13 protein-coding genes are annotated in these 11,731 nt (G+C 61.0%); 4 read left to right on the top strand and 9 right to left on the bottom strand.

Translation table 11 applies throughout. The annotated features are described in order from the left end of the window. Positions 1–72: 72 nt before the first annotated feature. Positions 73–276: a UPF0149 family protein gene (locus tag BKY27_RS19015; RefSeq protein ID WP_071676043.1), complete on the bottom strand. Its 204-nt coding sequence runs from the start codon at positions 274–276 to the stop codon at positions 73–75. Positions 277–435: 159 nt separating this feature from the next. Here BKY27_RS19015 and BKY27_RS19010 point away from each other — a divergent pair, with 159 nt between their 5' ends. Beyond that, entirely contained in the window at positions 436–1,143 is a 708-nt protein-coding gene (locus BKY27_RS19010; RefSeq protein WP_071676042.1) for a hypothetical protein, read from the top strand. Between the two features lie 131 nt (positions 1,144–1,274). On the opposite strand, the gene BKY27_RS19005 is transcribed toward BKY27_RS19010, so the two are convergent. The 5 genes from BKY27_RS19005 to BKY27_RS18985 all read right to left on the bottom strand — a co-directional run bounded on the left by BKY27_RS19005 (position 1,275) and on the right by BKY27_RS18985 (position 6,893). Continuing rightward, positions 1,275–2,909 carry an FGGY-family carbohydrate kinase gene (locus BKY27_RS19005; protein ID WP_071676041.1) on the bottom strand — a complete coding sequence of 545 codons (1,635 nt, stop codon included), beginning with the start codon at positions 2,907–2,909 and terminating at the stop codon, positions 1,275–1,277. A 42-nt stretch (positions 2,910–2,951) separates the two neighbouring features. After that, entirely contained in the window at positions 2,952–3,680 is a 729-nt protein-coding gene (locus tag BKY27_RS19000; RefSeq protein WP_071676040.1) for an SDR family oxidoreductase, read from the bottom strand. A gap of 10 nt (positions 3,681–3,690) precedes the next feature. Beyond that, on the bottom strand, positions 3,691–4,935 hold the full coding sequence (locus BKY27_RS18995) for a sugar ABC transporter permease (protein ID WP_071676039.1): 1,245 nt from the start codon (positions 4,933–4,935) through the stop codon (positions 3,691–3,693). Continuing rightward, the gene (locus BKY27_RS18990) at positions 4,932–5,741 is read right to left on the bottom strand and encodes an ATP-binding cassette domain-containing protein (protein ID WP_071676038.1); all 810 of its coding nucleotides are present in this window, start codon (positions 5,739–5,741) and stop codon (positions 4,932–4,934) included. The genes BKY27_RS18995 and BKY27_RS18990 overlap by 4 nt, the downstream gene beginning before the upstream one ends. Positions 5,742–5,843: 102 nt before the next feature. Next, a complete protein-coding gene (locus tag BKY27_RS18985) occupies positions 5,844–6,893 on the bottom strand; it encodes an ABC transporter substrate-binding protein (RefSeq protein ID WP_071676037.1) in 1,050 nt (349 codons plus the stop codon). A 260-nt stretch (positions 6,894–7,153) separates the two neighbouring features. On the opposite strand from BKY27_RS18985, the gene BKY27_RS18980 reads away from it, so the two are divergent. Together BKY27_RS18980 and BKY27_RS18975 are read left to right on the top strand one after the other, a co-directional pair. Beyond that, positions 7,154–8,161, top strand: coding sequence for a LacI family DNA-binding transcriptional regulator (locus BKY27_RS18980; protein ID WP_071676036.1), 1,008 nt, complete (start codon positions 7,154–7,156; stop codon positions 8,159–8,161). 302 nt (positions 8,162–8,463) lie between these two features. Beyond that, entirely contained in the window at positions 8,464–9,078 is a 615-nt protein-coding gene (locus BKY27_RS18975; protein WP_084668049.1) for a recombinase family protein, read from the top strand. Here the strand turns inward: BKY27_RS18975 and BKY27_RS18970 are convergent, their stop codons facing one another. Both BKY27_RS18970 and BKY27_RS18965 read right to left on the bottom strand, forming a co-directional pair. Continuing rightward, a complete protein-coding gene (locus tag BKY27_RS18970) occupies positions 9,079–9,453 on the bottom strand; it encodes a hypothetical protein (protein WP_146636313.1) in 375 nt (124 codons plus the stop codon). It abuts the gene before it with no gap. Then, positions 9,450–9,905, bottom strand: a complete 456-nt coding sequence (locus BKY27_RS18965; RefSeq protein ID WP_071676034.1) for a hypothetical protein — start codon at positions 9,903–9,905, stop codon at positions 9,450–9,452. The genes BKY27_RS18970 and BKY27_RS18965 overlap by 4 nt, the downstream gene beginning before the upstream one ends. A gap of 98 nt (positions 9,906–10,003) precedes the next feature. Between BKY27_RS18965 and BKY27_RS18960 the strand changes: the two genes are divergently transcribed. Further along, complete coding sequence (locus BKY27_RS18960; RefSeq protein WP_071676033.1) at positions 10,004–11,368, top strand: exonuclease domain-containing protein; 1,365 nt, start codon at positions 10,004–10,006, stop codon at positions 11,366–11,368. A gap of 59 nt (positions 11,369–11,427) precedes the next feature. On the opposite strand, the gene BKY27_RS18955 is transcribed toward BKY27_RS18960, so the two are convergent. Beyond that, positions 11,428–11,643 carry a hypothetical protein gene (locus tag BKY27_RS18955; protein WP_071676032.1) on the bottom strand — a complete coding sequence of 72 codons (216 nt, stop codon included), beginning with the start codon at positions 11,641–11,643 and terminating at the stop codon, positions 11,428–11,430. Positions 11,644–11,731: the final 88 nt, after the last annotated feature.

The raw sequence follows: 11,731 nt of genomic DNA, 5'->3' as shown, positions 1-11,731 counted from the left end.
ACCCAAACCGGTCAGCAGGTGCAACGAGTAGCTTGATTTACGCCAGATCCTGTCCAACCGATGGGGAGTAGCTCAGACATCTTCGATCCGTTCGAACGGTGCCGTGACCTCATCACCCCAGATGATGGGAAGCCATTCCCCAGGCAGAACGATGTCCGGACAGACGATCAGCCCTGCGCAGAATCCATCGAACTCGCTCATGAGCATCCCTTCGTTCTCCTCAGGGAGAGAGAGCAGCAGTTCGTCGAGTTGGCGGAGATTTTCGTCGGTGCTCATCTAATGTCGTGCCCGTGTTCCTGATTAGAGGTTACCATCAGACCGTTTGGAAGTGCGAGCAAGAGTGGACTTTTTGGGGGTGACCTGACCAGCCAGATACCTAATCTGTGCCAGCGGCGACGGTCGCCTCCAAATGGTAAGCATTTTCGGAGGACCAAGATGCAGGATCGCTACGCCGGAGATGTCGGAGACTACGTGAAGCTCGGCCTGCTGCGCGCTCTCTCCCCTGGACGGCAACTGGGCGTGGCCTGGTGCCGATACCCGGACGAAGACCACAATGGTGATGGGCGGCACATCAGCTATCTCGACCAGCCAGATCGATACGAACACCTGGACCGGGTTCTGTTCCGCCATCTTCGGAACATCACGAGGGATGCACGGTCGATCTCCTCGCTCCTGCCAGTCCTGCACGGCGCGATCTCGTCTGATGAGGCCGTGGACAGCAGCAGGATACCGCCACGCCAAAGACGCGACTGGCGCAACGCCTGGTTCAACCACGTATTGGATCATCTATCAGCGTGTGACCTGGTGTTCGCAGACCCTGACAACGGTATCATCGATGACAACGATCAGCGAAAGGGCCGAGCCAAGTTCGGCAAGCAGATACCTCTGGCGGAGGTCCAGACACTGGCCCATGGACGGTGCGCGGTCATCTACCACCACAACACCCGCCGTCGTGGTGGTCACGACGCAGAGGTCAATCACTGGCTGGGTGAGATCGGCATGCCCGGTATCGCAGTGCGAGCAACCGCTTACAGCCCGAGGACATTCTTCGTTCTGAACCCGGATGAGGAGATCGCGGAACGGGTTCGTGGGTTCTGTCTGAGGTGGGCTAGCATGAAGGTCATGCTGCATGGGGTCCGGTAATAGTGGTGGTGAACGGCCCTTAGCTGACCTTTCACATTCATGCTGAGAAGGTCCGATCTACCAAACTACGCCGCTGAAACCATACGACACGAAAAATGACGCTTTTCGAGTAAAGGTCACTTTCTATTAGCTTACGCGTTTTCCGCCACGCGTCGCGCCAGCGCTTGCAGCTGCTCATAGATCTCGAAACGATGAGAGTGAAACTGCTGCATCGCGCGTTGCGGTCGATAGGTGTCGCTGAGTGAGGTCATGCAGGCCATTGCCACTTCGGTGGTGGGATAGGCCCCGCCCGCCACAGCGCCAAGGATGGCCGAGCCGAGTAGCACTGGTTCCTCCGCCGTCGGGGCGGCAAGTTCCAGGCCCGTGGCATCGGCCAGGACCTGGCGGATCAGCGGACTGCGCCCGGCCCCGCCGCTGATGACGATACGTTTGACATGGGCGCCTGCCGCTGCCTGCGCCTCGACGATCTGGCGCAGCCCGTAGCCGATGCCACACAGCCCCGCGAGGTAGAGCGCGATCAGGCTGTCCTCGTCGCGGTCCATCCCGAGCCCGGCAATCATGGCGCGGGTATTCGGGTCTGCGAAGGGCGCCCGGTTGCCGAGGAATTCGGGCACGACCTGCACCTTGTCCACAAGCGGGCCGATGTCGGAAAGCGTTTCCAGCCGCGCGGTCGCGCGCTCGGCCAGCCAGTCGGGCAGCCCTTTGCCCTCTTCCTTGGCCAAAACGCGGGCCTTGGGCGTATACGGGTGGAAGTCGAGCAATTGCTCGATAGCCGCCCCGGCTGCCGATTGCCCTCCCTCGTTCAACCACATGCCCGGCACCATGGCGGAATAATACGGCCCCCAGACACCGGGGACGAAGACTGGGTCCACCGTCGTGGTCATGGTGCAGGAGGACGTGCCGAAAACATAGGCGAGATTGGCCGTCGGCCCCTCGCCCACACCGACCGATCCGATCCCGCCCGCATGGGCGTCGATAAGCCCTGCCGCTACGGGCGTGCCGGGCAGAAGGCCAAACGCGGCGGCGGCCTCTTCCGTCAGACCCTTGCCAAGTGCGGTGCCGGGGTCGACCACGCGCGTGCCGATCCGCGCGAAGCCATCGGCGGCCAGGTCGCCAAGCCCGATCTCCTCGAAATAGCTCGGATCCCACCGCGCCTCGTGCCCCAGGTAGGTCCATTTGCAGGTGACAGTGCAAATCGAGCGGGCCAGATCGCCCGTCGCGCGCCATGTCAGGAAATCGGTCAGGTCCATGAATTGCCACGCGGCGGCGAAGACCTCGGGCTTATGCTCCTTCAGCCAGAGCAGTTTGGGCGTTTCCATCTCGGGCGAGATGCGCCCGCCGACATAGTCCAGAACCTTGTGGCCCGTGGCGTTGATCCGCTCCGCCTGGTCCAGCGCGCGGTGATCCATCCAGACGATGATGTTGCGATCAGGCCTGTCGGCCTCTCCAACGGGCAGCGGCACGCCACCTTCGCCCAGAACCACCAGCGAACAGGTGGCATCAAAGCCGATGCCGCCGATGCTTTCCGGCGCGACCCCCGCGGCGGCCACGGCCCCGCGCACGGCAGCAACCACCGCGTCCCAGATTTCCCTGCTCGACTGTTCGACCCGATGACCGGCCGCACGGAAGAGACTGATGGCGCATTTGTCGCTGCCCAGCATTTGCCCCTCGGCGTCGAAGACGCCTGCCCGGGCGCTGCCGGTTCCCACGTCGATGCCAATGAAATACCGGCCCGCAGCCGTGGGTTGGGTCTGGGTCTGGGTCATCATCTTTCCAATCGGTCTGCCCCGGGGGCCAGGGCGCTGTCGTCAAAGATCCACGCTGTTGGGCAGGATCACGAGATCGCGGATCACCACGTTTCGCGGGCGGCTGAGCATGAAGAGCACCGCCTCGGCCACCTCACGCGGCTGCATGAGCGAGCCGTTGGCCAGCGCCTCTTCCATTTTCGCTTTGGGCCAGTCGTCCAGCAATGCCGTGACGACTGGCCCGGGGAGGACGGCACCCATGCGGATGCCGTGTTCGGAAACCTGCCTGCGGGTCGCGTGCAGGAAGGCCTGCACCGCGAATTTCGACGCGGTATAGATGGGCTCCCACACCACCGGCACCACGCCCGCGACAGAACTGGTGAACAGGACATCGCCGGTCTTGCGCTCGATCATGCGCGGCAGCACCGCGTTCACGCAGCGAAAGGCCGCGTTGATGTTGAGGTTCAGCATCCGGTCCCAGGCATCCGGGTCGCCCTCGGCCGCCGGGCCGCCGATATAGGCCCCCGCATTGGCGTGGAAGATGTCGAGCGGGCCGACGAGAGCCTCGATCCTCGGCATCATGTTCGACACCGCATCGCCATCGAAGAGGTCCAGCACCAGCGGGTGCGCCTTCGGTCCAAGCTCCTCGCAAAGCATCGCCAGCCGGTCCTCGGCCCGGTCGATCAGCACGACCTCGGCCCCTTCTTCCAGCAGGATCCGCGCGCATTCCAGCCCGATGCCCGATGCCGCCCCGGTGATCGCCGCCGTCTTGCCTTGCATGAGGTTCGTCATGGTCGCCTCCTTACGCCTTGCCGTGGCTTGCACGGGACCGCCGTGCCAGCGAGTCGACGATCACGGCGATGGCCAGAACGCCCCCGGTGATCATGTAGCGCAGGGACGAGCTGAGGTTGAGCAGCGTCAGCCCGTTTGAAATCGCCTGGATCACGAGGATACCAAGTAGCGCCGACCAGGCCGACCCGCGCCCGCCGAAGAGGGACGTGCCCCCGATCACGGCTGCCGCGATGGCATTGAGGTTCACGTCGCCCGTCCCCGCCTGCTGACTGGAGGACGCCAGTCTCGCCGCCGAGAAGACACCGCCAAGCGCAGCAAGGGACGAACACAGGATGAAGGCCGACAGGCGGATGCGCTTCACGTTGATGCCTGAACGGCGCGCCGCCTCGGCATTTCCTCCCACGGCGAAAAGCGACCGGCCCCATTGCGTGCGCGTCAGAAGGTAATCCATGATCACTACGAACGCGACGAAGGCACCGAACATCCACGGCACACCTCGGCCCTGATTGAGATAGATCACGGCGACCAGAAGCGCGGCGGTCAGAAGGCCCGCCTTGGCAAAGAGCACGCTCGAACCGGAACTCGACAGGCTTGCGGCAGCGCGGCGTTTCATCGTTGCCATGCCGGTCACGATGATGACAACTCCGGGGGCCACGGCCAGTGCATAGGACAGCCAGGCAGGCATGATCAGGATTTGACCGAAGCGCACCAGCGGCGAGGTATACGGCAGGTTGATCGAGCCGGTGGGCCCGAGGATGTATAGCTGCATCCCCAAAAGCGCGAGCAGCCCGGCCAGCGTGGCCACGAAACTCGGCATCTCGAACTTGTTGCGCAGGAAACCATAGACCAGCCCAACGGCCACGCCCGCAGCTACCGCACCCGCAATGGCCAGTGGCAGCGGCACGCCGGAATTGACCCATAGTACCCCGATAAGCGCTGACGCCAACCCACTCATCGACCCGATGGACAAGTCGATTTCCCCCAAGAGCAGCACAAAGACGACTCCGAGCGAAATAAGGCCGACGGCGGCAGCATCGAAAAGCAGGTTCACAAGGTTGTTGGGGGCCAGGAACACAGGGTTCAACGTTGTGAACACGACCGAAATCAGCACCAGCCCGATCACCACTGGCAGCATCCCCAGATCGCCAGAGCGCACCCTGTCGAAAAAGGCGCGGATAGCACCTGCGATACCTTCGTCATGACGGACGCGCGTGTCTGCCCGGTCGAGTTGCATGTTGGTATTTTCGCCGCTCATTGGCTTGCCTCCGTGGCGTCCTGCTTGCGCGCCATGCGGCGCGAGACGGAATTTTCGCTGGCACCAGTGATGGCGGCGACCAGCTCTTCATGGGATGTGTCGGCGGTGAAGACGCCGTTGTTCTTGCCAAGGCGTAGAACCACAATGCGGTCGGCCACAGCGCGCACGTCTTCCATGTTATGGGAAATCAGGATCACGCCATGCCCCCGGTCGCGCACCCGCTCGATCAGGTTCAGCACCTCGGCGGTCTGCGCCACGCCAAGCGCGGCAGTGGGTTCATCGAGCATGATCACATGCGGGTCGAGTAGCAGGGATCGCGCGATGGCAACGGTCTGTCGCTGCCCGCCTGAAAGCGAGGCAATCGGTTCGCGGACAGAGGGAATGCGCGCCGCCAGCTCTTGCAGAAGGGTCCAGGCGCGGACCTCCATCTGCACTTCGTCAAGCTTCCACGGCGACAATTCATGTCCGAGGAACAGGTTGGCGACCACGTCGAGGTTTTCGCAAAGGGCGAGGTCCTGAAACACGGTGGCAATGCCCATCTCCAGCGCGGTTCCGGGGCTGTCCAGTGCCACGTCCCTGCCTTGGAATTCAATTGTGCCGGAGGTCGGCTGATGCACGCCCGCCAGCACCTTGACCAGCGTCGATTTGCCCGCGCCATTGTCGCCCACGAGGGCCACGACTTCACCGGCATGAACGTCCAACTCGATATCGGACAGCGCAGTCACGGCGCCGAACTGCTTGGATATGCCGCGCAGCTTGAGAATCAGCTCGCCGTGCTTGGCGCCGTTTGGGGTGGGCTGTGACATGTCCCGAAAAACTCCTGCTTGTAGGTGGGGCGCGACCAGGGAGAAAGGAGAGCCGCGCCCGATGGTCCGCCGCGCCGAAGGGTCCGGCGCGGCAGGGTCGTGTCAGTCGACGAGGCCAAGCTCGCGGCAGGGCTCGACATATTCGCCGGTGCAAACATCTTCAGCGGCCTGGATGCCGGTGTCGAAGATCTCCGCGACGATGTTTTCACGCGTCACCACGGCCGGCACGAAGAGTTGCGAGGGCGTGTTGTAGAGCGTGGTGGTCGCCTCGGGCTCTTCACCGTTGAGCAGGTCCATCACGACCTCGGCGGCGGCGGCGGCCACGATTTCCGACGGCTTGGAGATCGTGTTGTACTGGGTGCCCGCAATGATCCGCTGAAGCGCCGCGATGGTTGCGTCGTTGCCGGTGACGGGCGGCAGCGGGTCTGCGCCAGCAGCCATCAGGGCCGCGATGGTGCCCCCGCCGGTGCCGTCATTGGCAGCCACGACACCCATGATGTCGCTGCCGAAGCGGGTGATTTGGCCGGCCACCCATTCCTGCGCACGCGGCGGTGCCCAATCGGGGGTATCGAATTCTGCCATTGTCACGTAGGGCGAATTATCGAGCGCAGAGTCGATCCCATCTCGGATCAGACCCGCAGCCGCGTCTGTGGGCGAGCCGTTGACTTGCAGAACACCTGCGCCAGCCGGAACGCCGCTGGCCTGAAGATGGTCGACCAGCGACTGGGCGATGGCGCGGCCGATACCTTCATTGTCGAAGGAGACATAGAAGTCGGCCGGTGTATCAGGGATCGGACGATCATATGCAATAACCTGCACATCCTGTGCATGAGCGATTTCCACCAGCGCGGCGGCCGCAGCGGAATCGACCGGATCGAGCACGATCACCGATGCGCCCTGCGCGATGACCGAGTTGAACTGCTGCTGTTGCAGCGCAACGTCGGCGTTGCCGTTCTGGTAGATCAGCGTGCAGTCAGGGCACAGCTCTCCCATGGCGGCCTGGAAGCCAGGCCAGTCATGTTCCTCGTAACGGGTCGATGCCTGGTCGGGCATCAGGAACGCAACGGTCGCGTCTTGCGCGACGGCTGCGGTAGCCAGCAGGCCCGCGACAAGCGTCGAGGCCGCTGCGAGGGATTTGGTCTTGTAGGTCATTGGGTCTCCTCCAGATCATTCTGCCCCAAACACTCAGCACGCAGTCAGGGAGGAGACGCACCAAGGTGCGCCAAGACAGTTGAGCCCGGTATGCCCGGCCCACTGGCACGATATCTCCTCCCTGCGCACCTTGTTAAGGGGTGCACTATCGATTGCGCAAGCTTGCTCAATCGATGGAGCATGATTGCCAGTGTGTTTTTTTACTGTCAAGCTCCTTGCGCAAAACATATGGTAACGAGACCAGTGAAAGGCCCGAGCGCATGCCCCCCAGGGACGGCACTTCGTCAAGAAGAACAACGATTTACGATCTTGCCGAAACGGCAGGAACATCACCGAGCGCGGTCAGCTCGGTTCTCAACGGATCGTGGAAAAAGCGCCGAATCAGTCAGAAGCTGGCAGAGAAAATCATGCGCGTGGCCGAAGAACAGGGATACTCGGTCAACATCCAGGCCAGTGTGCTGAGGCGCGAGAAATCCAACATCATCGGCATGCTGATCCCCAAATACGACAACCGCTATTTCGGTGCCATCGCGGAACAATTCGAAACCATGGCCCGTGCACGCGGCCTGTTCCCGGTCATCACCTGTACGCAGCGGGACCCCGACCTAGAAATCGCCGCCGCAAAAGAATTGCTCTCCTACCAGGTCGACTGCCTGATCGCGACCGGTGCCACCGACCCCGACAGGATCAGTGCACTGTGCAGCGCTGCCGGTGTACAAACGATCAATCTCGACCTTCCGGGTACCAAAGCGCCTTCCGTCATCTCCGACAACTTCGCCGGAGCAAGAGACCTTGCCAGCCTAATTCTTGATCACCAGAGAACGCCGTCAGCCCCCCTACTTTTCATTGGTGGGCGTGAAAGCGACCACAACACAAGGGAACGGGTCCGAGGCTTTGTCGCCGCGCATGAGGATCGCGGAATGAGTGTGAGCTCCAACCTCATTTTAACTTGCGGTTATGCCGCCGATAAAGCCGAAGCTGCGCTCATGGCCTTCGACGGACCAGTTCCCCGAGGGCTTTTCGTCAACTCGACGATCACGCTCGAAGGCGTAATGCGCTGGCTATACCGCCAATCGCGCGAGGCGCGTGCCGCCATCCGCTACGGCTGCTTCGACTGGGATCCGTTCGCAGCCCTCCTTCCCGCAAATGTAGGAATGGCTCGCCAGGACGTGGTGTCCATGTTGGAGCTTGCTTTCAGGTTGCTGGACGCGGAACCCGATACCGTTAGCAGCCAGCAAGTGCCATGCGTGCTGACCTGCTTGGTGTAGCCCTCAGAAACTGACCCTCTTGCGGATCGAGGCGAAGGTCTGCATCCTGCCCTTGTTACCCGTTAGGTTGCAGCCGTAGCGAACGGCTGCTTTCCGCCCGGACTCACGGGATACTGTCATCTAACGCTTGGTGATCGGCTGCATGCCGTTGGAACCATGAGTATCGGAGCACCTGGGTCTCACATGGGACATCCCCAACGAGATCACACTCGGCGCACCACGAAAGTATCAAAATTGACGAATCAGTATCCTATTGATACTATCTCATATGATCATGGTGTATGTGATACTGGAGGTGGTTTTTGGATTTGTGGGGTTATGTGCGGGTGTCGGTGGATCGGGTTCAGCAGGCCGCTGGGTGGGAAGATCAGATTGACACGCTGAGGAAGGTGGGATGCGAACGGTTCTTTTATGAAGAAGCCTCGACTCGGAAGGAACGACCCGAATTCACCAGGATGCTGTCCGAGGCAGGCAAGCTCGCAACGCCGAACCGTCGTATTTGCCTGGTCGCAGCCAAAATGGACCGCGCTTTCCGCGATCTCGCTGCCGCTGATGAGGCCATTACCCGTCCTGCAAATCCGGATGTGATCTGGTTGCTCCCCGATCTGTCCCAACACCCCCTCGATCCAAAGGACCCTACCCAGATGTTGCTGGTCCGGATGATGGGCGCTGTTGCCCAGTTCGAACGAGACCGGCTCGCCGAACGTCGAGCCTACGGGATCGAGCGGGCCAAGAAGCAGGGAAAATACAAGGGGAGGAAACCGACCGCCCGTGCAAAGATCCCGGAGGTCCTGAAACTGGTCGAGCGCGGTTTCCGACCGGATGAAATTGCCAAGCAATTGGAGATCGGCAGGGCTTCGGTCTTCAGAATCCTTCGCGATCACCGCACTGAGAGCAGTGCTACAACCGGTGGGTGATCAGGGCAGACCTTCGCCAGTATAGGTACTGACGAACGATGGTAGATCAATCACCCGGGGTGTCCTGCGGCGCTCGCCGGTTTCTTTTTCGAACTGCTCCTCGGCCATGCAGTAGACATCAGCAACCTGCTTGAGCCGACCTGGGATTCCGGGTTGGCCCTCGATCTCTCGCCAGGCGAGCTTTACGAAAGGCCAAAGTTTCATCTCGAAAATCAGATCATCCAGCGTCAGTGTGCCATCCTCGGAACCAGAGACCATCGGCAACCTTCGCAGAAAACGAAGAAGCTCACGATCACCAGCGCGAGAGAGGAAACCTTCAGCATCGCCGAGGCCATGGGCTTGGTCTGATCTATCCCTCGAATTGGTCACCGTCACGCCATCTCGTCTACCAGAGGGGAATTCCAAAATACCTCGTTTTGGGCATCAAAGGTCTCGGCACCATCGACCGGACCACCCCAAAGCCTGGAGCCTAGCTCGATCATTTGTTTGCCGAACCCAAAACCTCGGTAGTTGGGCTCTACGGAAAGACGCTCAACAACGACCTTCCCCTCTCTCTCTGAGAACGCAGCACGGGCTGCGGGGAGATCGATATCATCAACGTTGATGATATCGATCTCCCACCAGCCGTTTCGGGCCGCTTCCGAGTAACCACGCACGTCATGGTTCTCGGTCAGTTCGTGATCGACGGGGATATCACCAGGGAAATAGGCCGCAGACACGACGAACGGATGCTCCATCGGATCAAATTCTGTGGGTGGTTTCTCCAGGGTCTCCCGGATGAACCTCGAAATGCTCTTCATCTTCTTTGCTGTTATCTTCTGCGCCATGCTTCAGTCTCCTTGCCGTGTAAGTATTTAGGCAACGAGGGCAGACTCCTTGCACAGGTTGGGCAGACCCACGAACAACAGGTACGAGGAGATGAAAGATGCCGTTCGTATTCTACGATCTTGAGACTTCAGGCACGTCCCCGGCCTTTGACCAACCGCTTCAGTTCGCGGCCATCCTGACCGACGATGACCTCAACCCGTTGGATCGCATCGACATTCGCTGCCGCCTGTCGCCGCACATTTTGCCAGCACCCCGAGCCTTGCTGGTAACCGGCGTGACGCCGCACATGCTGACCGATCCGTCACTGCCATCGAGCTTTGAGTTCATGCAGACCATCGCCGATCTAATCGACCGGTGGGGTCCGGCCACATGGACCGGCTACAACTCGATTTCTTTCGACGAGGAGATGCTGCGGCAGGCGCTGTTCCAGCATCTTCACCCGAGCCCGTATCTGACGCAGATGAACGGTAACGACCGGCTCGACATTTTGCGGCTGGTCTATTCAGTTTGGGAACTGGCACCGGATGCCTTGGCCTGGCCGACCGATGAAGACGGGCGACACATCTACAAGCTGGACCGCCTCGCCCCAGCCAACGGCTTCACCCACCATGACGCCCACGACGCCCTTGGCGATGTCGAGGCCACGATCCACATCGCCCGATTGATCCGGGACCGCGCACCTGCGGTCTGGGAGCAGGCCCTGCGGAACCGTTCCAAACATCAGGTGAACGATCTATTGGAAACCGGCCAGCCACTCCGACTGGTTGAACGGTTCGGCGCGGCACCACCACGATCATACGTCGGGGCCTACACCGGTCGGAACCCTACCAACCCCAACGCCGTCGGTTTTCTAGACCTGAATCAGATCGACCCTGCTGATCTCGCCCTTGCCAATGACGATGAACTCTTCGAGGCCGTCGATGCCACGCCCAAACTGATCCGCACCGTCACTGTGAATAAGGTCCCAAACCTGTTCGAGATCGATGCCCCTGATCCTGTGATCGCGGATCGTGCCGCCCGGCTCGCAAATATGACCGAACTGCATGCTCGGATCGGTATCGCTATGTCGGCAAGGTTCGCGGATCGGGAAGCTTCCGTTCATGTCGAGGAGCAGATTTATGCAGGTTTCTACAGCAGCGCCGATCAACGGCTACTCGACAGGTTCCAGACCGCATCATGGGAGGAGCGCCCGGCTATTCTCGACCAGATCAATGACCAGCGGGCACGTCAGCTTGGTCGGCGGCTCCTATACCTGCACCGGTCTGACCAGCTTGATTCCACTGTCGTGGATGCCATGACCACGGCGATTCGGCAGCGGTGGATGTCGGTTGATCCGGATGCGCCCTGGATGACCTTCGCGGCGGTCGAGAAGCAACTGGCCGAGATCGAAGCGGAGGGCGCGATGGATGCGGCGGGGCTTGCCACCTTACGTGGCTACTATGTTTCGCTCGGCATGACCTGAACCGGATCAGGCATCCCTCTCGTCGAAACACGTCTCATCGTTCCGCTTGATCCGAAACCTCAGATAGACGCCACGGCAGAGGGCTCGGGGCGGCTCAGCACCGTTGCGATCTCCTCCACATCGTCATCTTGGACCGGCAACAAATCGATGTAGGTGGCCAGAGCGTCGGTCACAAAGCTTCCCATGGTTTCATGGCGGTTGGCGCGGACAATCTCACGCGCTTCAGCCAGGATATCGGGTTGGATATTTCTGATGGTAGTACGGTTGTCCTTCATGGCGGTTCTCCGTAAGCGGTGCGCCGTTCACACGTGATTGCCGTAATTCCAGGGCAGCAGCAGGTTGATATCGGTTTGTTTGTGCCCG

It is taken from the genome of Nioella nitratireducens, assembly GCF_001879715.1.
Lineage (GTDB): Bacteria > Pseudomonadota > Alphaproteobacteria > Rhodobacterales > Rhodobacteraceae > Nioella > Nioella nitratireducens.
This window is presented reverse-complemented; position numbering and strand designations above follow the sequence as displayed.